A 19,772-nucleotide genomic window follows, 5' to 3' on the forward strand; every position below is an offset into this window, starting at 1 on the left:
CGGCCATGTTCGTCGCCCTGACGCAGGCGCACTATGGACCATGAGCATAGATTCTGCTCCCCCGACAGTACTCGCGATACGATCCGCCGGTGATTCTCCTTCGCGATCTACTCGTCGCCGGCGACCGCCTGGGGCTGGCCGTCCTGGCCGGCACCACGCCGAGCGGATCCGTGCTGGGTGTTCGCCTCGCCGAGGACACCGGGGCGCTCACGGGCGACCTCGGCGGAGCGCTCGTCATGGTTCCTCCCGCCGCCTCGGGCCGGCTGACCCGCGCGGGTGACTACCAGCTCGACCTGTTCCTGCGTCAGTGCTCCACCCTCGGCGTCGCGGGCATCGTGATCGCCGACGACGGCTCCGGTCTGACGCCGACCGCCTCCGTCATCGCCGAACGGTTCCGGGTCTGCGTGCTGGGCTACTCCACCGACACGGATTTCAGCACCTTGATGTTGCGACTGGTGCACGTCGTGGACGGCGAAGCGGATGGGTCCTGGCTCGACGAGTTCACCGACGTCCTGGAGGAGCTGGTAGAGGCGCCGCAGATCGATGCGCGTACCGTGCTATCTCGACTCTCCACGCTCTCGGATCGACGGTTGGAGCTCGGCCCGGGCGGAGACGTCGAGCTGGCCGGCGGCGGCCGGCTCGCGAGCGGGGTCCGTGACCGGGCTTGTGTGCTGTCGGCCACCGCGCTGCTCAGGGTCATCGCGGCGACGTTCAGCGAGCTGCCCTCGCCGGTGCGCTCGCGCGCCGCCGTACTCCACGAACTGGTCACGACAGAGTCGGACCCACCGCAGACCGCACTCGACCTGGCCGCCGCGGTCGGCCTGGACCTCCAGGCCTGGCACACCGGCGCTGTCGTCGACGGCAGCTTCGCCGACGACGACCCGCTGGCCTCCTACGTCGCCCTCGACCAGCTCCATCGCGAGATGACCTTGTGGCTGGACGCGAACACGGACGGCTGGAGCTCCTGTGTCGCGGGACGATCCGTCATCCTCGTGCATTCGCAGCGGCTTCCCTCCTCGAGCCCGAACCCGGGCCAGCGCGCGGCGGAGCTGACCGACTGCCTGCACAGCATGGCCGACCGCGGAAAGCACGCCCGCGGCGCCATCGGCCTGTGCCGGGCCGGCGTGGAGGGGCTTCGGCGATCGACCGCCGAGGCGCGAGCCACCCTGGCCACGCGTGGGCCGAGCGCGGTCGGCGGGATCGTGATGACCGACGCGGACGGTCTGGCCCGGGTGCTGCTGGACGTCGCCACGTCCACGACCTCCGGCCTCCTCGTCAACGAGCTCCTCGCGCCCCTGGATGCGCTCGGCGGGGACCGAGCACGTACGTCCATCGAGACGTTGGCGGTCTATCTCAAGTGCCACCGCTCCTTGAAGCGCACGGCTGAGGAGCTCCACCTCCACCGCAACGCGGTGGTCTACCGGATGCGCCGGATCACCGAGGCGCTCGGCGATGACCTGACCGATCCCGAGCGCCGGTTCGCCCTCGAGCTGGCGTGCCGGGTGCGTCGTCTGAGCGCCCCGTGATCGCCTCCCCTCCGTCCGGCTACGGGATGGCGTCGATGAGAGAGCGCGTGTAGGGGTGGCAGGCGTCTTCGATGATCGAGGCTGCGGGACGGTGCTCCACGATGCGGCCACGGTGCATCACGGCCACGTCGTCGCACAGATAGCGGGCCAGGGCCAGGTCGTGCAGGATGACGACGTAGGTCGTCCCCAGCGTCCGTTGCAGCGACTTCAGCAGGTTGACGATCTGGGCCTGGACGCAGACATCGAGGGCCGAGACGGGCTCATCCAGGACGACCAGTCGGGGCTTGAGGATCAACGAACGAGCGATCGACACGCGTTGGCGTTGCCCCCCCGAGAGCGCGGCCGGGCGGCGTGCGACGAGCGAGTCCTCCAGGCCGACGAGATCGAGCATCTCCTCGACGGCCGCGAGCCGGACCGACGCATTCCGCTCCCCGTGCACGACGAGCGGCTCCTCGACGATCTGCCGCACGCTCATCCGCGGATCGAGGGCGGCGTGGGAGTCCTGCGGGACGAGTTGCAGCTGGCGGCGCTGTCGGCGGAGGTGTCGTGGAGCGAGCCCGCGCAGGGCGACGCCATCGATGATGGCCTCGCCGCTGGTCGGCTCGATGAGATGCAGCAGGCAGCGCGCCAGTGTGGACTTGCCACTCCCCGACTCGCCGACCACGCCGAGAGAGGCCCCGGCCGCCACCTCGAACGACACCGAGTCGACGGCCAGGACGCCGTCTCGCCGCCCCGCGGAGAACCGCTTGGTGAGATCACGGACGGCGACCATCGCCCCCTCGGGCTCGGCGCCGTTCACCGCGCCGTCCGCTCGGCCAGGATGCTCAGCGGGTGGTGACAGGCCCATGCGTGCGAACCTCCGTCGAGATGTGGCCGGTGCTCCCGGCAGTCGGGGCGGTCACGCCCGACCGGACATCGCGCTCGGAAGGTGCACCCGGCGGCAGTACGGTCCTCGGAGCGTAGTGCCGATCCGATCTCTCGCAGCGGTTGGGAGCGGTCGGTCGTCAGGCTGGGCACGGCATCGAGAAGTGCGCGGGTGTAGGGATGCCGGGGTGCGCTGATCACCTCGGCGGCCGGACCCGACTCCACGATGCGACCGGCGTACATGACGGCGATCGTGTCGCAGAACGAGCCCACCACGTCGATGTTGTGGGAGATGAGCACGGTGGCGGTCCGATGGTGCTCAGCCACCCTGTCGAGCATGGCCAAGACCTCGGCCTGGGTGCGGACGTCGAGCGCCGTCGTCGGCTCGTCGGCCACGATCACATCCGGACGCGCGACGACGGCCATCGCGATGGCGATGCGCTGGCGCATGCCGCCCGAGAGTTCGTGAGGGTACCGGGACTCGATACCCACCGGGTCCGAGAATCCGAGTTCGAGAAGCAGGTCCCTGATCCGCCGGCGCTTCTCCTCGCGGGTCAGTCCGGTGTGGCGGTCGAGTACATCACGAATCTGACGGCCGACCTTCCGGACCGGGTTGAGCGCCGTGAGCGGATCCTGGTGGATGTAGCTGATCCGGCTGCCGCGGACCCGCGCGAGGCTGCGGTCGTCGAGCTCGCTGAGCGCGACGTCGCCCAGTTCGACCCTTCCGCCCGTGACCCGGCCCGGCGGATCGAGGAGACCGAGGATGGAGAGTGCCAGCGCGGTCTTCCCGGAACCCGACTCCCCGACGATGCCGAGCCGCTCCGCCTGGTGCAGCACCAGGTCGACGTCGTTGACCACCGTCGTCGCCGCTCCTGCCCCGGCGAACTCGGCACGTAGGCCGACGACCTCGAGCACCATCTGCGCGCAGCTCATCGAACCGACTCCTCTATCGCGGCCGACATTGTCGTCGAGCCCGGCCGGGCTCGACGTTTCCAGGACGCCGCCCGCACCCGTGGGTCCAGCATGCCGTACAGGAGATCGACCACCAGCGAGATGGCGACCGTCGACACCACACTGAACAGGATGAAGGTCTGGACGATCGCGAAGTCCTGGTTGACGATGGCCTCGGTCACCAGCAGCCCGACCCCGGGCCAGGCAAAGACCTTCTCGGCCAGGACGGTGAAGATCAGCACCTCGCCCACGACGGTGCCCACCAGGGTCACTGCTCCCAGCATCGAATTGGGCAAGGCGTCACGTCGCAGCGCACGCCCGCGGGTGGCGCCCTTGCTTCTTGCCACCAAGACGTACGGCTCGCGAACCACCTCCAGGAGCTGGGCGCGGAAGATTCGGACGAGGAAGGCGTACAGACCCAACGCCAACGTGAGTGTCGGTAGGATCAGATGGGTGAGCGCGTCCCCGAACGCGACGAAGTCTCCCGCCAACACCGAGTCGATGAGGTAGCTGCCCGTCACCCGAGGTGGTGGATCCAGCCACGGCGTGAGCCGGCCCTCGGGGCCTGGCAGCAGCCCGAGCCGGTCGCTCAGCACGACGAGGAGCACGATTCCGAGCCAGAACGGCGCTGTGCCAATCCCGAGATAGGAGGAGATCCGCACGAGCAGATCAGGCCATCTCCCCTGGAAGCGCACCGCAATGACGGCGCCGACGACAGCCGCGATGACAGCGACCGCCATAGCGAGCAGCCCGAGCTCGATCGTGGCGGGCAGGCGAGCAGAGAACGCCTCGCGCACCGGCTGGCCCTTCGAGTAGGAGAATCCCCAGTCCCCACGGAAGAAGTCGGCCACGTACGCCCAGTACTGCTCAGCGATGCTGTCATCCAGTCGCATGCGCGTGCGCTGCGCGTCGACCGCTTCCTCGGGTGCGAACCGGCCCAGGATCATCCTTGCCGGATCACCGGGGGTCAGCCTCAGCAGGGCGAAGGCGACGAAGGTCGCAGCCACGATCGTGAGCGCGGCACCGAGCATCCGCTGGACGGTGAAGCGAATCATCTGGCGCCTCCACCCACGAGACCACGCGGGTCCAGCACGTCACGAACCCAATCCGCGATCACATTGAGAGCAGTCACAGCGAGGAGGATCCCGAGGCCGGGAAAGAGCGCGACCCACCACTCGCCTGCGAGAGCCGGCTCCAGCCCGGACGTGATCATGGCACCCCATTCGGCGGTGGGCGGTTGGGCGCCGAGCCCGAGGAAGCCCAGTCCGGCCACCGCGAGAATGGCCGTCCCGTAGGTGGAAGTCGCCTGGATCAGGACTCCCGAGAACATGTGCGGCAGCACGTGGCGGGTCACCATCCTCGTTCTGGTCATTCCCATGGCGCGACACGACTCCATCAGCGGAAGCGCGCAGAGGCGCATCGCCTCACTGCGCGCCACCCGCGCGAACCAGGGAATGCCGGCGAGCGTCACTCCGATCGTCGCCGATGTGAGTCCGGGCCCGCGGACGATCGTCACCGCCATCGCGAGCATCAGCGACGGGAAGGCCAGGAGAGCGTCGTTGAGCCGCATCAAGAGGATGTCGACGAGGCCACCGGTCACCCCTGCGATCAGGCCGACAAGGCCACCGAGCACCGAGCCCACCACCACGACCATCGCACCGACGAGCATCGAGACCCAGGCACCCGCGAGGAACCGGGCCAGCACATCGCGGCCGAGCTGGTCGGTGCCCATCCAATGTTCAGGGGACGGCGGTTGCAGTGCCCCGCCGAGATCGTTCTGATTGGCCATACCCGGATGCAGCAGCGGGAACAGCGCGCTCCCGACCAGCACCGCGGCAAGGACGAGCAGAGCCGTGAGGACCGGCAGGGGGAAGGCCCCCCGGCTGCGGCGGGGGACCTTCCGGGCCGGCGGCCGCCGCTCTGCGCCGGAACCGACTATCGCCATGTCGAGAAGTTCAGGTGGACCCCGTAGGTCACGTGCTCGACCTCCTCGCCGATCGCCATGAGGCCCGGCATGGACCAGAACTTCAACTTGGGGCTCGCCCCGACCCACTCCTTGATCACGGTGTCGTAAAGCCGCCGACGCTCGTCGTCGTCCGTTGTGACACGTGCCTCCGTCCACGCCTGGTCTGCGGCCGGGATGCACATCGCGGAGATGTTGTACGGCGACGCGCAGTTCATGTCGTAGGACAGGTAGTAGCCCGCATCGACGATACCGGGGCCGTCGACGAGTGCGAGCGCGGCGAAGTCACGCTCGTTGAGGGCATCGGAGCGCTGAGCCGGTGCGAGCTCTCGGATGCTGACCTGTACATCGGCCTCAGCAAGCGCTGCCTGGACGGCCGTGCCGAACTCCTTCAACTCGCTGTTGTCTGCGGGCACCGTCAACTCGAAGGAGATCGGGCGGGCGAGCCCAGACTCGTCGATCAGCTTGCTCGCCCGATCGAGGTCCTGCTCACGCGGCCGTTCCAGGTCCGCGTCGTACTGCGGCAGGCCGGGCGCGATCGGACCGTAGAACCGGGTCCCGAAACCTCTCCCCAGTGTGGAGTGGAGATCGTCGTACGGCAGCGCGTAGGTGAGGGCTTCGCGGAACTTCTGGTTGTCGAAAGGCGCGACCGACCAGTTCAGGGCGATGTCGAGAGACTGGCCGCTGTCGAAGGCGACGACCGAGCAGCAGTCATCGTCGTCGAGCTTCTCAGCCAGGCTCGCAGCAAGCCCGACGGTTACATCAGCCTGGCCGCTCTTGGCCTGGAGCAGCATGGTCGACGGGTCCGAGACGAAGGCGACCACCACCTCGTCGGAAGCCGTCGGCTCACCCCAGAAGTCCGGGTTGCGCCGGAGCACCGCCCGTACCCCGGCCTCGTACTCGGCAAGGACGAAGGGACCGGTCGCGCCGGCGGAGTGGCTGGCGAAGTAGGCGTTCCCCTCACCCGCGACGACACCGCCATGCTCCTCGATCAGCACCGGATCCACGATCGAGGCCGCCGGCTGAGCAAGGACCTGGGGGAGATTCACGTCCGCCACCGACAGCTCAATGACGACCGTGTCGTCCCCCTCAGCCTCGACCGAGGAGATCAGCGGCGGCTCGTCGAAGCCGTCGCTGAGATAGCTGAAGCCGCATTGCGCCATGTCGATGGTGCGTTGGAGCGAGTAGCGCACCGCCTCGGCGTCGACGGGTTCGCCGGAGGGGAACGACACCCCTTCTCGGATGGTGAAGGTGTAGGTCCGCCCGTCCGGGCTCACTTCCCAGGACTCCGCGAGCCCCGGGCGCATGCTGGCGGGGTCGAACGTCGACGTCCCGCTGCTGGGCCCGTCCGACGTTCCGTACTCCACCAGGCGGGCGTAGAGACTCTCCATGAGATGCATGTCGGCCGCGCCGCACGCCATGGCTGGGTCGACCGTGGTCGGCGCGCCCAGGACATTGACAGTGAGCGAGCTGCCGGCGTTCCTCGGCTTGTCGTCCGGGTTCGCCGCGCACGCGGCGAGGAGCGTGATCGTCGAGACCGCCACCCCGAGTCGGGCGATCGTTCGGCTTGGCTTCATCGGGACTCCTGACATCGGGGCGTTCAGACGAATGGAATCCTTCAAAGGTCTCATTGGTCCAGCAATGTACTTGGAGTACAAGATGCAAGTCAGTCTCGATACCGAGGAGACAGGAGGGAGGAACGGCCGCCGCGAGAACGGTCGCCGGCGTGCGTCAGGGGTTGATCGCCTGCAGCAGCCGGGCGGCCTTCCACTCCGTCTCGGCCCACTCCTCGGCGACGTCGCTCGCCACGGTGATGCCGCCGCCCGTCCCCAGCACGTACTCGTCGCAGCCGCCGGCGGTCAGCAGCGTGCGGATGATCACGCCGAGGTCGGCCCGGCCGTCGCCCGCCACCCAGCCGAACGCGCCGGCGTAGGCCCCGCGCGGAGTCGCCTCGACCTCGTCGATGATCTCCATCGTGCGCAGCTTGGGGGCGCCGGTCATCGAGCCGGCGGGGAACAGGGCGCGGAGGGCACCGACCGTCGTGATCTCGTCGCGCAGCCGGCCGCGGACCGTGGACACCAGCTGGTGCACGGACGCGTACGACTCGACCTCCATCAGCACCGGCACCTCCACGCTGCCGACCTCGCAGACGGTGGCGAGGTCGTTGCGGAGCAGGTCGACGATCATCAGGTTCTCGGAGCGGTACTTCGGGTCGCTCGCCAGCCGGTCCCGTGCCTCCGCGTCGTCGGCGGGGGTGGCCCCCCGCTGGGTGGTGCCCTTGATCGGCTTGGTCTCGAGGGTGCGGTCGGCGGTCACCAGGGCGTACCGCTCGGGCGAGGAGCTCAGCAGCCAGGCCCGAGATTCCTCCACGTCGTGCTGGAGGAAGCCGGCGTACGGCGCGGGGTTGAGCGCGCGGAGCCGGAGGTACGCCGCCGCGGGGGTCAGCGGGCTCGACGCGCGGAGCCGGTGGGTCAGGTTGACCTCGTAGGAGTCGCCGGCGTGCAGGTGGTCCTGGACCGTGGTGAACGCGGCGGCGTACGACGCCGGCACGGGTGCGGGCAGGCCGACGGTCACCCCCAGGCTGGTCGCCGGCGCGGTGACGGGATGGTCGTACTCGCGCAGGTGCGAGGGCCGCAGCCACACGGCATCCGGCAGGTCCGGGTCCGGGTCGGCGGGCAGGTCGGGCCGCGCGGCGTACCCGAAGTAGCCGAACCACTGGTCGGTGGACCGCCCGGCCGCCAGCTCCGCCTCGAGGACGGCGAACGGGTCGTCGCCGACCACGACCGAGCGGCCGCCGGCGTGCCGGGTGACCTCCCGGCGCGCGGCGTCGTAGGTGAGCGAGACGTCGTCGTCGTCGAGCCAGCCGAGGATCGAGCGGCGCCGGGACCAGTCGCGGGCACCGCCGCCGTCGAGCCACACGCAGCGCGGGTGTCGGGCCTGGATCCGCGCGAACGCCTCGGCGGGGTCGCCCTGGGTGACCATCCGGTCAGCGTCCCACGGCGAGGAAGTTCGCGACCAGCCTCGCGCCGTACGCCGAGAGGACGGACTCGGGGTGGAACTGCACGCCCTCGATCGGCAGGCCCCGGTGCCGCACGCCCATGACCGTGCCGTCGGCGGCCCAGGCCGTCGCCTCGAGGTCGTCGGGCAGCCGGGTCGCCGCGAGCGAGTGGTAACGCACCGCGGCGAGCGGCGACGGCACCCCGGCGAACACACCCCGGCCGTCGTGGGTCACCGACTCCACCACGCCGTGGGCGGGCGCGACCCGTCCGACCTCGCCACCGTGGGCGAGCACGATCCCCTGCAGGCCGAGACAGACGCCGAGCACCGGCCGGTCGCCGTCGATGTCCCAGGCGTACTCGCCGGGATGGCCCGGCCCCGGCGAGAGCACGATGTGCGAGAACCCGGACAGGTCGACGGCGTCGTCCCACTGGACCACGGTCGGCAGCACCCCGGTCACGCCGGCGACGAGGTGGACCAGGTTCCAGGTGTAGGAGTCGCGGTGGTCGACGACCACGACGTCGGGGGGGCTCATCGCCACGCCACCACCGCCACACCGTTGTCGGCCGCGGCCGCGCGCAACCGCTTGTCGCGCGTCCATAGGCGGGCGCCGGGAAGGAGCAGGCACGCGCCGAGGAGGTGCGCGTCTGCGGGGCTGAGGCCACGGCCCCAGAGCCGGCGCCCGTCAACGAGGGTCACCAGTTCGCTGTGCCGCAGGACCGGGAACTGCCGCAGCTCGCCCAGCAGTCGAAGCACCTCCGCGCGGTTGCGCATGTTCCCGAGTGCCAACTCCTCGACCACCGCGGGATGCCCACCCACCTCGTCGAGGCCCAGCTCACGCACCAGGTGCGGCTCACCACGATGGAGGTGGTCGATCCAGACCGAGGTGTCGACCAGGATCACGACGCTCGACGGGCAGAACGGCGCCGTGGCGCCGCCGTGGCATCCGGGTCCGACCCCCCGAGAGCCGCGAGCCGACGTCCGGCCTCGACCCGCACCAGCGTCTCCAGTCCGGCGCGCACAAGCGACGAGCGCTCCTCGATCCCGCTCAGTTCAGCGGCTCTCTCCATGAGGTCGTCGTCGACCGTCACTGTGGTTCTCATCATCTGCCTCCGCATAAACTGATGCCCGATTCGATGCTACTCGGCTCCCGGCGAGCCGGCGAGCCGGCGAGGCAGGACTCACAGCTCGGTCGCCAGCTCGCCGCGCCGCAGCGCGGCGATCACACCGGGCGCGGGGGCGATGTGCACCTCCCGGTGGTCGACCTCTCCCAGCGCCCGGTCGACCGGCCAGGCCAGGCGCTCCTCACCGAGGGAGAACTCCGCCGCGACCCCCGGCTTGTTGCCACGCGGGTCCTGGCGGTGCCAGCCGTCGTCGAGGTGGACGGCGACCAGCCCGTGCACGATGTACCCACCGGCGGTCCCGTCGTCGACCAGCCGCTGGTAGCAGAGCCCCGTCGGTACGCCGCCCGCGCGCAGCACCGCGGCGAGCAGGTGCGCCTTGGCGTAGCACCAGCCGACGCCGTCGGCGAGCACCTCGGTCGCCGACACCGCGAACCGCGGATCACCCGCGTCGCCGGCGTGGGCGATCTCGTCGCGCACCCAGGCGAAGGCCGCACGGGCGAACGCCCGTGCGTCCCCACTGCCGGCGCCCAGCCGGTCCGCCAGCGCCATCACCTCCGGCGCCGTCGACTGCACCACCTCATCCGCGCCGAGGTAGTCGCGCGGAGCGCCCGCCGTCAGCTCGAAGGACACTCAGACCTCGATGACGGGCAGGGACGGGTCGACCGCCCGGATGTCGTCGGGGTCGGACGTCACCACGGCATGACGGTGTTGGCGCGCGTGCAGGGCGACGTGGACGTCCGTGACGTCGGCATGACCCGTGACACCCGCGAGCTCCCCCACCAGCCTGGCGGTCGACTCGGCGAAACCGACCACGACAACACCCTCCTGCTTCAGCAACCGAGCCAGCCGGACCTGCCGTTGTCCGTCGCGCCACGCCTGAGCGAGCGCGCCGGGAACCACGTGGACCGGCCGATCGGCCAGCAGAGCCTGGCGGATCGTCTCGGCGATCACCCGGTCACCTCGCTCCACCGCGATCAACGCGCCGGCGTCCAACGTCAGTCCGTCTTCCATCCGAGCCTCCGCAGGATGTCGTCGACCCGCGCCCTCTCCTCGGCCGTCGGCGCCCCGAACTCCTTGTCGAACTCCTCGAAGAAGTCTCCGAGCGGCTCCCGCTCGCCCTTCTCCCGGAGCGCCTCGGCGACGTAGGCCGACACGGAGGCCGCCCGCCCCTCGGCGACCGCCGCACGTGCCTGCTCGACCAGGTCGTCGGGCAGGCTGACGGCGATCTTGGTGGTCATACCGGGATCATACCGCGGCCCGGCTCCTGGAGGGTCCGTGTCGCCATGCCACCAGCCTGACGCCGTCCCGGCCTCGGCGTCACCGCCGATCCGCGGCCTGTGGACAGCGTCCGGAGCGATCGGTCAGAGCAGGACGCCGGCGACCAGGTCGTGGACGATGTCGAAGCCGCGCTCGGTCAGGATCGACTCGGCGTGGAACTGCACGCCTCGATAGTGCGGTCCGGTCAGCGCGTCGACGTCGCCGGTGTCGGCATCGGCGTCCACCCGCACGCCGTCGGGGAGCGCGAGGTCGTCGGAGACCCGGCCCACGAAGGTGTTGTAGAAGCCGACCCGCTGCGGGCGCCCGTCGAGCAGCACGGTGGCCTGGGTGCCCTGGAAGACGATGTCCTTGTAGGCCAGCGGGATGCCGAGCTGGTGGCACAGTGCCTGGTGGCCGAGGCAGACGGCGACGAACGGCTTCTCGTGGGCGAGCAGCCAGGCGACCGCCGCCCGCAGCTGCGCCATCTTGGGGTCGGCGTCGTCGCGCGGGTCGCCGGGACCGGGTCCGACGATGACCAGGTCGTAGCCGTCGAGTACGCCGTCGGCGTACTCCTCGTGCCGCACCACGGTGCTGGTCATGCCCATCCGGGCGAGCATGTGGCGCAGCATGTTCACGAAGTCGTCCTCGCCGTCGAGGATGACCGCGGACTTCCCCGCGAGGCGCGGGTCGGTCGGCGAGCCGGCCTGGTCGGCGAGCCAGAAGCCGGAGAGCCGGCTGTTGCGGGCGTTGAGGGCGATCAGCACCTCCTCGTCGGCGACGAGGGTGGCGATGTCCGTGGTGGGCACGGGGGCCGGCGGGACCAGCCCGAAGGCGGAGAGGATGCCGCCGGCCTTGGCGTGCGTCTCCGCGACCTCGTACGCCGGGTCGGAGTCGCGCACCAGCGTGGCTCCGGCCGTCACCTTGAGCGAGCCGTCCAGGGAGACGTCGGCGGTGCGCAGCACGATCGGGCTGTCGAGGACCGGCTCGCCCGTGTCGTCGCGGCCGAAGAGCGCGAGCGCGGAGGCGTAGTAGCCACGCCCCTCGGCCTCGTACTGCCTGATCAGCCGGCAGGCGTTCTCGACCGGCGACCCGGTCACCGTGGCGGCGTACATCGTGTCGCGCAGGACCTCGCGGACGTCGCGGTTGGTGCGGCCGGCGAGGAGGTACTCGGTGTGGATGAGGTGGGTCATCGGCTTGAGGAAGGGGCCGAGCACCTGGCCGCCCTCCGTGCAGATGTCGCACATCATCTTGAGCTCCTCGTCGACGACCATGAAGAGCTCGTAGATCTCCTTCTCGTCCTTGAGGAAGGCGCGCATCCGCTCCTCGGTGCTGCGGGTCTCGCCGGCCGGCGGGCGCAGGTGGAAGGTGCCGGAGATCGGGTTCATCCGGACGTCGCCACCGTGCACCGACACGTGCCGCTCGGGCGAGGCGCCGACGAGGAAGCGGTCGCCGGTGAAGAAGACGAAGGTCCAGTACGCGCCCCGCTCCCGCTCCAGCAGCCGGCGGAAGACGGTGAGCGCGACCGAGGCGTCGAAGTCGGCGACGACGGCCCGGTAGTTGCGCCCGATGACGAGGTTCGCGCCCTCGCCCTGCCCGATCTCCTCGTCGATGATCGAGGCGACGATCTTGGCGTACTCGTCGTCGCCGGTCTCGAAGCCGCCGCGATCGGTGAACTCGACCGGCACCGGGTCGATCGCGTCGACCACGTCGGCGACGGAGAACTCGTGCTCGGCCTGCACGTCCACGACCACCAGCGGCGTGCCGTCGTCGTGGGCCTCGAAGCCGCGCTCACTCACCTGACGGAAGGGGACGGCGACCAGCCGGTCGCAGATGTGCCCCGGCTCGGGCACGCCCGTCTCGAGCGGGATGTCCATGATCGACGCGACGACGCTGCGGGTGCCGCCGAGCACACCGACCGTGTCGCGGTCGCCCGCGCGGGTGGAGCGCCGGATGATCGCCCAGGCCTCGTGCCCCTGGACGGCCGCGATGGCTTCCCGGGCAGTGAGGCCGGCTCTGGGCTGTTCAGGCATGACCGAAGCCTATGCGGGCACCGACCTCCGAAGAGATGCAGTCTCAGACCAGGATCGGAGCCGGCTCAGGGAAACCCGGGGATCAGCTCACCGCCGAACGGCGGCACCAGCGAGCACCGCACCTTCCGTGGACGGCAGCACCAGCTCGTCGTACTTCGTGACGATGCGCCGCGGCATGTTCCCCCAACGAGGCCGGCCGGGCCGGGGTCACACCCCCAGGGCGAGGAAGGCCGCCGCCGTGCCGGCGGCGACGGCGTCGTCACCCACCCGGCGCCGGACGTCGAGCAACGCCGTGGCCGGGTCGCTGCCGGCGGCCAGCGCGGCGTGCAGGTCGACCATCAGCGCGGCGGTCGCGGCGTCGTTGACCTCGCCGACGCTGCAGACGAGCCCGGCGGTCCCCAGGGAGAACAGCGCCGCCGCGAGGCCGAGCAGCTCCTCGGCTCCCACCGGGGCCAGCACGCCGGACTCGCACGCCGACAGCACCACCCGGTACGGCGCCCGCCGGACCCGCTCCAGGTCGTGCACGGTCAGCGGCCCGTCAGCGAGGTCGAGGGCCGAGAACAGCGGGCTGTCGGCCCGGAACCGTCCGTGCGCGGCCAGATGGACCAGCCCGGCCCCGTCGAGGTGGGCGAGCACCGCGTCGAGGGTGGCCCTCGATCCGTCGAGGAGCACCGCGTCGGGATGACGGCGGGCGAGGACGGGAACCTCCGCGCCGCCGCTCGCGAGCGCCGGGCCGGAGACCAGGACGGCGCTGCCCGGCTCGGGAGCGGACCGGGCGCGGGCGCGCAGCCACTGCCCCGCCGACGGGACGACCGCGAACGCCCGGTCGTGCAGCGCGGGTAGCAGCGACCAGGCCAGCCCGTGCAGACGGGCCGTCGGGGCGAGGACAACCGGGGCGTCCGGCAGCAGCCGGACCGCCTCGCCCAGCACCGCGTCCTGGAGCGCCCGCCCGAGGCCCGCGGTGTCAGCAGGCCGCCCGCGAGCCGCGCGGCGCAGCAGCATCCCCGCCGGACCGAGCAGGGCGGCGATCTCGCTCGTGGACCCGGCCACCCGGCGCCGTACCGTGCCGGCGTGGGCGACGACCACGTGCAGCACACCGTCGACGTCGACCAGTTCGACGAGGCAGGTGTCGCCGGTCGCGGCGACGATCTCCTCGACCCCGGCCGGTCGCTGCTGCGCGGCCGTCGTCGCCGACAGCGTGTGGCTCTCGGCCCGCACGGCCCGCTCCAGCCGGCGTCGCTCTCGTTCGAGATCCTCCGTGGGCGCCCCCTCCTGCCGCGCCTCCGCCAGCCGCCGCCCGTTGTCGCGCAGTGCCGCCAGGGACGCGGGGATCGTCGCGGCGTCCGACGTCGCGGGCGGCTGCGCCAACGCCGTGGCCCGGGTCCGCTCGCTCCAGCGCAGCAGGGTCCGCGCGTCGGAGGCGGCATGGCGCAGGGCGAGGGAGGTCAGCTCGCGACCGTGGGTCGTCGCCAGCGCCCGCAGCTCGGACGAGCCGATCAGGAGCCGGTGCTCGTCGATCGCATCCAGCCCGGCGGCGGCCGCGCGGAGGACGCCGCCGCGGTCGTGCGTCTCCTCGCGCGCCAGCGCCCGGGCGTGCCAGGCGCCCGCGCGGACCAGCGCGTTGGGATGGGTCCGGTACGACGCCGCCCGCTCCCACAACGGGATCCGCTCCTCGCCACGGCCGAGCCGGCCGGCGAGCGTCAGCGCGACCGGGGCCTCGTCGGCACGCTCGCGGTCGAGCGTTGCCGCGACCGACCGCGCCTCGCGGCCGAGGCCCTGACCGTCGCCGAGTGCCGTCCGCACCCGCAGTGCGACCAGGCGGGCACGGGCCTCGTGCCACCGACGGCCCTGCTGCCGGAACGCCGTCCGAGCCTCGGTGGCCGACCGGAGCGCCGCCGTCAGGCCCTCGGGCTCGCCGGTGGCGAGGAGAGCGGTGGCACGCAGCAGGTCGAACGCGGGGACCTCGTGCGGGATCAGCCGTGCCGCCTCCCGGTATCCGTCGAGAAGTCTGACCGCCTCCCCGGCCAGGCCCGCGGCGAGGTACGCGCCGACGTACAGCTCGATGACCTCGAACCACGGTCGCCGGGCCGCCTCGAAACCGGCCACCGCGGCGGCGTACGACCGCAGCCCGCCGGCCAGGTCGCCCCGTGCGACGGCGATGTCGGCCAGGCTCGTCACCGCGGTGAGCCGCTCGACGGTCGCTCCCGCGCGCGCGAGCAGACGCTCGGCGGCGACCACCTCGCGCTCGGCGTCCTCGACGTGTCCCAGGGTGAGCTCGATGTGCCCGAGCCAGATCCGGGTCCGCCCCTCCCAGACGGCGTCGCCGGCACCCGCCATCTCGGCGACGGCGCCGCGCAGCACCGGTCGCGCCTCCCCGTGTCGACCGAGGATCGCCAGCACCCCGGCCTTCCGCATGAGGATCTTGGCCCGCACCGTCCCCTCAGCCGCCGCCAGAGCGCGGTCGAGCTGGGCGAGGCCCGGGCGGGTCCGGCCGGCGAACACCAGCGTCGCGCCGTACGTCGCGCGCACGTCGCTCTCCCGGCCGGCGATCGCCGAATGCCGCGCCGCACGGAGACCCTGCCGCAGCTGAGCCAGCGCCTCGTCCGCGCGTCCCCGGTCCCGCAACACGATGCCGAGGCACTGGTGGGCGTAGGACCGCGCCAGTGGATCGCTGTCCTCGGCCAGCACGCGCTCCGCCCGTCGGACGGCCTCCTCGGGACGCTCGAGGGCCAGTGCGAGCAGTTCCTCCATCGGCGACCCGGCTTTCGGACAGCGACTGTGCTCTTTACGGGTGTCTGGGAGCGGGACTACGTTAGCGCCGCCGGCGGAAGCGGGCCCGCCGCCTTCTCCGGGACCCAGGAGTGGCCATGACCGAGCCAGTTCGCCCACCCTTCTCCTTGCGCGATCTTCTCGCGCAGATCCGGCGCAGGCTCCCGTGGCCGGCCCGGCCGGCGCCGGAGCCCCGTCCCGGCGCCGTCGACGCCGCGCGGCTGCGCGCCCAGGTCGGCGTGATCCGTCGGGCGTTCGAGGGCGACGGTGTCGCCGCCGGGCCGGAGAAGGGGTCCCGGCCGCCCCGCGACGACGCCGACGTCAGCTATCTCTACCGCCCTCGGCACGCACTGGTCCGCGACGGCGACGACCATGAGCGACTCGTGCGCTTCTTCGAGCAGCGCGACAAGCAGTTCCGAGGCGGGACCGACCGAGCCGCCGAGCCGATCCGCGGCCTGGTCCTCGTCACGCTGCCCTCCCGCACCGACGGCAGGGACGATGTCCTCGCGACCCTCGACGAGATCGACCGCGAGCTCGGTCCGGGCGTCGTCACGCCCGACCACATCGTCTACGTGACCGGCAAGGGCTTCATGTGCCCCGCCACCGAGCCGGAGATGCCCCACCGCCACACCAAGCCCTGGCCTGCGGCCCGGACCGCACCCGGCAAGCTGGCGGACCGAGAGCGGGTGCGGGTCGCCGTTGTCGACACCGGCCTGTGGACCGACGCCGTCGGCAGCATCGCGTCGCCCTGGCTGCAGACCGGCGATGTGCTGGCCGACCCGAGCGACGTCGAGACGGTCGACCCCGACGCCATCCACCCGTACGCCGGCCACGGCACCTTCGTCGCCGGCGTGATCAGCTGCGTGGCGCCGGACACCCGCGTCGAGGTCGAGGGGGTGCTGGTGCACGGGGGCGCGGTCTACGAGTCCGACATCGTGCAGCAGCTGCAGGACGCGATCGAGGACGACGACCGCCCCCAGGTCATCAGCATCTCCGCCGGCACCCACACGCGCGGCGACTTCGCCCTGCTCGGATTCGCGATGCTGGGCGCGTCCCACCAGCTCGCCGAACGCAAGGACGTCCTGATCGTCGCCGCGGCGGGCAACGACGCCAGCGACAAGCCGTTCTGGCCGGCCGCCTTCCCCTGGGTGGTCTCAGTCGGGTCGGTCGACCCCGACGCCTGCGTCTCCGACTTCTCCAACGTCGGGCGATGGGTCGACGTCTACGCCCGCGGGCGCGACCTGGTCAACGCGTTCCCGAAGGGCACCTACACCTGCTACGAGCCGCCGAACGTCGGCGAGGTCCGCACCTTCGACGGCCTCGCCCAGTGGAGCGGTACGTCGTTCTCCACGCCGATCGTCACCGGCCTCATCGCCGCGCGGATGCGCGAGACCGGTCAGTCGGCGCGGGAGGCGTGGACCGACGTCCTCGCCGGCGCGACCGCCACGACCGACCCGCGGGGCGGCTCGATCAGGATCGTCGGCCCGCTGACCTGAGCCCGACCGGCGGCCTGTGGCCGCGCGGATCGAGCGGGCGGCGCGGGCTGCCACGCCGCCGGACCGACCTGGCACTGCCCGGCACGCCCCAGGGAAGAACCCTTAGGGCAGCTCTCATCTGCGGGCTCGGCGCCCGTGCTGACAACTGTCCACAGGGAGCCCATCGAATCGAACGTCTGTTCGATGAATCTGGTAGGATCGACGTACGTCGCGCTCTCGGAAAGGCCGCACGATGACCGTCGCACCACTCGTTCAGCAGCCGCTGCTGGCTGCGGTGGCCCACGCGCGTGCGTTGCTCGACCAGGTGGCCGACCTGCAGCCGTTGTACCTCTCGGTCACGGAGAAGGAGCAGCTGCTACTGGAGTCGGCCAGGCTGGCGGCGCAGGTCGACGAGCTGCGGCTGCGCACCCTGGCCGACGCGAGTGACGTCGCGCAGGCCCATGGCGCCCGCGACGCCGGGGCGTGGCTGGCCCACGCAGCCCAGCTCGACCCGGCCGCGGCTCGAGCCGACCTGCATCTGGCAGACGCGTTGCAGACGCGGCCGCTGGTCGCTGCCGCGATGCGGACCGGTGCGGTGAACGCCGCACAGGCCCGGGTGATCGCAGCAGCGGTCGATGACCTGCCCGAGCAGCTGGGCCCCGACCTGCGTGCCGATGCCGAGGCACGGCTGGTCGACTACGCCGGCGAGTTCGGTCCAGCGGACCTGCGGCGGCTCGGACGACGGATCCTCGACGTGCTCGCACCACAGATCGCCGAAAAGGAAGAGGCCAAACGGCTGGAGGCCGAGGAAGCCGCAGCACGCGACCGGGCCACGCTGACGTTCCGCAACCTCGGCGACGGACGCTCCCGGATGTCGGGAGTACTGCCGACCAGTGCGATCGAGCGACTCAAGGGCTACCTCGACGCCCACACCAACCCCGCCCGCCACACATCTGACAACGACGACACCGACACTGACGCCACCGACCCAGAGGCCGACCCCGGAGCCGGGCCGGCCGAGGACGCGAACCCGGACGTGGCGCGCTCACCGTTCCACCGCCGCCGGGCCTGGGCGTTCATGGACCTGCTCGAACTCCTCGACCCCGACCACCTGCCCGAGCACGGCGGCGACGCGACCGCAGTCACGGTGACCATCAGCCTCGACCAGCTCCGCGCCGACCTGGCCACCGCGGGCCTGCTCACGGGCGAGGGAGAGGAGACGATCTCCGCGACCGAGGCGCGGCGACTGGCCTGCCAGGCCAGGATCATCCCGGTGGTCCTCGACGGCCGCGGGCGCGTGCTCGACCTCGGTCGGTCAGCCCGACTGTTCCAGCCCGCCCAGCGCACGGCGATCCGGCTCCGCGACCACCACTGCCGTGCCGAGGGATGCACGATCCCCGCCCGCTGGTGCCACCTGCACCACCTGGACCCCTGGTCGAGCGGCGGGACGACCGATCTGGACCTCGCCGTGACCCTGTGCGGCCACCACCATCAACGCATCCACGACCACCGCTACACCCACCAACGACTACCCGACGGCGACATCCGCTTCCACCGACGGAACTGAGCCTGGATCCAGCCGAGAACGCCGCGCTCCTGCCGCGCTCGTCAGAGTGCGACCCAGGGCGTGGTGAGGGACCACCCGCCCTGCTCGACGACGAAGCGCACCGTGCCCGGCCGCACGCCCTCGAGCCGGAAGAACCCGGACGCATCGGCGACGGCCGACTGCGCGTCGGCGTCGGGCCGCTCCAACAGCACCGAGGCCGGCTCGGTCGCGGCCGAAGCACCACCGGCGCCGATCACCTGGCCGAGGAGCACCTCACCGTCGACCTCGATCTCGAGGGTCAGCCCGCTGTGGCCGAAGGAGAGGGTCCGTGACTCGTCGCCGTCCGAGCGCACCGCGGCGCCGGCGGCGAGCGCCGAGTCGTGCAGCAGCTCGGCCAGCTCGGCGTCGACCGAGCGCCAGGCGAAGGCGGCGCGGGCCGCCGTACGACGGCGATCGCTGACGACGGCCTCCTCCGCCACGGCCTCACCGACCAGGGCCATCAGCTCGTCGTCGCTCATGGGGTCGGTCACGGGGTCACCTCCACCAGCCGGCGCAGGGCAGGGACACGACGCAGCTGGTCGAGGGCCCGGGCGCGGGTAGGGCCGATGCTGCCGATCGGGATGCCGAGGCGCCGGCTGATCTCCTCGTAGCCGACGGGCGGGTCGGCGAGCAGCAGCAGGAGCAGGGCGCGGCGTGCCTCGGGCAGCTCGGCGAGCGCCTCGCGGAGCAGTTGACGGCTCTCGGCCGCGAGCAGGTCGGTGCCGGCGCTGTCGTCGACGACGGCGTCGAGACCGGTCGCGTCCTGGGGATCGACCGGCCGGATCCGGCCACGGGCGGCCAGCAGCCGCAGGCACTCGTTGCGGGTCGTCGTGCGGAGCCAGCCGGGCAGCGCCGCCGGCTCACGCAGGTCGCCGAGGTGCTCGACGAGGCGCAGCCAGACGGTCTGGCTGACGTCGTCGCCGTCGGCCTCGTTGAGTCGGTGGCCGCGGATGATCGCGTCCACCAGCGGCAGGAACCGGTCCACGATCGCGTCCCACGCATGCTGGTCTCCTTCCCGTGCCGCAGAGACGAGAGCTGGCAGCGGTGAGTCCACGTCCACACCCGTCCCCCTTCGCGGTCGCGCGAGAGCTTGCGGATGCATCGTCCCGCACATCGGACCCGCGAGCCAGTACCGCTGATACGTCGACTTCGGATGTATCAGCGGCACCTCCCGGCGCCTCCGTCCCCTGTCCGCTCCCGACGTCCCACCCGACTCCTCGGAAGGATCCCC

19 protein-coding genes are annotated in these 19,772 nt (G+C 71.7%); 3 read left to right on the top strand and 16 right to left on the bottom strand.

The window, feature by feature from the left end:
• Positions 1-89 precede the first annotated feature (89 nt).
• Positions 90-1,526 (top strand): helix-turn-helix domain-containing protein, encoded by a 1,437-nt coding sequence (locus tag RB608_RS09220; RefSeq protein WP_308087526.1) that lies wholly within the window; start codon positions 90-92, stop codon positions 1,524-1,526.
• Positions 1,527-1,545: 19 nt separating this feature from the next.
• On the opposite strand, the gene RB608_RS09225 is transcribed toward RB608_RS09220, so the two are convergent.
• The 14 genes from RB608_RS09225 to RB608_RS09290 all read right to left on the bottom strand — a co-directional run bounded on the left by RB608_RS09225 (position 1,546) and on the right by RB608_RS09290 (position 15,463).
• Positions 1,546-2,325: an ATP-binding cassette domain-containing protein gene (locus tag RB608_RS09225; RefSeq protein WP_308087527.1), complete on the bottom strand. Its 780-nt coding sequence runs from the start codon at positions 2,323-2,325 to the stop codon at positions 1,546-1,548.
• Positions 2,322-3,323 carry an ABC transporter ATP-binding protein gene (locus tag RB608_RS09230; RefSeq protein WP_308087528.1) on the bottom strand — a complete coding sequence of 334 codons (1,002 nt, stop codon included), beginning with the start codon at positions 3,321-3,323 and terminating at the stop codon, positions 2,322-2,324. The genes RB608_RS09225 and RB608_RS09230 overlap by 4 nt, the downstream gene beginning before the upstream one ends.
• Positions 3,320-4,396 (bottom strand): ABC transporter permease, encoded by a 1,077-nt coding sequence (locus RB608_RS09235; protein WP_308087529.1) that lies wholly within the window; start codon positions 4,394-4,396, stop codon positions 3,320-3,322. Before RB608_RS09235 ends, RB608_RS09230 begins: the two co-directional genes overlap by 4 nt.
• On the bottom strand, positions 4,393-5,286 hold the full coding sequence (locus RB608_RS09240) for an ABC transporter permease (protein WP_308087530.1): 894 nt from the start codon (positions 5,284-5,286) through the stop codon (positions 4,393-4,395). Before RB608_RS09240 ends, RB608_RS09235 begins: the two co-directional genes overlap by 4 nt.
• A complete protein-coding gene (locus tag RB608_RS09245) occupies positions 5,277-6,848 on the bottom strand; it encodes an ABC transporter substrate-binding protein (protein ID WP_308087531.1) in 1,572 nt (523 codons plus the stop codon). Before RB608_RS09245 ends, RB608_RS09240 begins: the two co-directional genes overlap by 10 nt.
• Positions 6,849-7,035: 187 nt before the next feature.
• Positions 7,036-8,286, bottom strand: a complete 1,251-nt coding sequence (locus tag RB608_RS09250; protein ID WP_308087532.1) for an anthranilate synthase component I family protein — start codon at positions 8,284-8,286, stop codon at positions 7,036-7,038.
• 4 nt (positions 8,287-8,290) lie between these two features.
• On the bottom strand, positions 8,291-8,836 hold the full coding sequence (locus tag RB608_RS09255; RefSeq protein WP_308087533.1) for an aminodeoxychorismate/anthranilate synthase component II: 546 nt from the start codon (positions 8,834-8,836) through the stop codon (positions 8,291-8,293).
• A complete protein-coding gene (locus RB608_RS09260) occupies positions 8,833-9,204 on the bottom strand; it encodes a type II toxin-antitoxin system VapC family toxin (protein ID WP_308087534.1) in 372 nt (123 codons plus the stop codon). Before RB608_RS09260 ends, RB608_RS09255 begins: the two co-directional genes overlap by 4 nt.
• Positions 9,201-9,419: a type II toxin-antitoxin system VapB family antitoxin gene (locus RB608_RS09265; protein ID WP_308087535.1), complete on the bottom strand. Its 219-nt coding sequence runs from the start codon at positions 9,417-9,419 to the stop codon at positions 9,201-9,203. The genes RB608_RS09260 and RB608_RS09265 overlap by 4 nt, the downstream gene beginning before the upstream one ends.
• A 63-nt stretch (positions 9,420-9,482) precedes the next feature.
• Positions 9,483-10,055: a transglutaminase family protein gene (locus RB608_RS09270; RefSeq protein ID WP_308087536.1), complete on the bottom strand. Its 573-nt coding sequence runs from the start codon at positions 10,053-10,055 to the stop codon at positions 9,483-9,485.
• Positions 10,056-10,436 carry a hypothetical protein gene (locus RB608_RS09275; protein WP_308087537.1) on the bottom strand — a complete coding sequence of 127 codons (381 nt, stop codon included), beginning with the start codon at positions 10,434-10,436 and terminating at the stop codon, positions 10,056-10,058.
• Positions 10,421-10,663, bottom strand: coding sequence for a ribbon-helix-helix domain-containing protein (locus tag RB608_RS09280; RefSeq protein WP_308087538.1), 243 nt, complete (start codon positions 10,661-10,663; stop codon positions 10,421-10,423). Before RB608_RS09280 ends, RB608_RS09275 begins: the two co-directional genes overlap by 16 nt.
• Positions 10,664-10,786: 123 nt before the next feature.
• Positions 10,787-12,712, bottom strand: a complete 1,926-nt coding sequence (locus RB608_RS09285; RefSeq protein ID WP_308087539.1) for an anthranilate synthase family protein — start codon at positions 12,710-12,712, stop codon at positions 10,787-10,789.
• 207 nt (positions 12,713-12,919) lie between these two features.
• Complete coding sequence (locus RB608_RS09290) at positions 12,920-15,463, bottom strand: CHAT domain-containing protein (protein WP_308087540.1); 2,544 nt, start codon at positions 15,461-15,463, stop codon at positions 12,920-12,922.
• Between the two features lie 116 nt (positions 15,464-15,579).
• Here RB608_RS09290 and RB608_RS09295 point away from each other — a divergent pair, with 116 nt between their 5' ends.
• Together RB608_RS09295 and RB608_RS09300 are read left to right on the top strand one after the other, a co-directional pair.
• Positions 15,580-16,977 carry a S8/S53 family peptidase gene (locus RB608_RS09295; RefSeq protein WP_308087542.1) on the top strand — a complete coding sequence of 466 codons (1,398 nt, stop codon included), beginning with the start codon at positions 15,580-15,582 and terminating at the stop codon, positions 16,975-16,977.
• Between the two features lie 232 nt (positions 16,978-17,209).
• Positions 17,210-18,523, top strand: coding sequence for a DUF222 domain-containing protein (locus tag RB608_RS09300; RefSeq protein ID WP_308087544.1), 1,314 nt, complete (start codon positions 17,210-17,212; stop codon positions 18,521-18,523).
• Between the two features lie 41 nt (positions 18,524-18,564).
• On the opposite strand, the gene RB608_RS09305 is transcribed toward RB608_RS09300, so the two are convergent.
• Positions 18,565-19,032 (bottom strand): hypothetical protein, encoded by a 468-nt coding sequence (locus tag RB608_RS09305; protein ID WP_308087545.1) that lies wholly within the window; start codon positions 19,030-19,032, stop codon positions 18,565-18,567.
• Entirely contained in the window at positions 19,029-19,655 is a 627-nt protein-coding gene (locus RB608_RS09310; protein ID WP_308087848.1) for a sigma-70 family RNA polymerase sigma factor, read from the bottom strand. The genes RB608_RS09305 and RB608_RS09310 overlap by 4 nt, the downstream gene beginning before the upstream one ends.
• Between the last annotated feature and the right edge of the window lie 117 nt (positions 19,656-19,772).

Origin of the sequence: Nocardioides sp. LHD-245 (genome assembly GCF_030929495.1) — a bacterium.
Lineage (GTDB): Bacteria > Actinomycetota > Actinomycetes > Propionibacteriales > Nocardioidaceae > Nocardioides.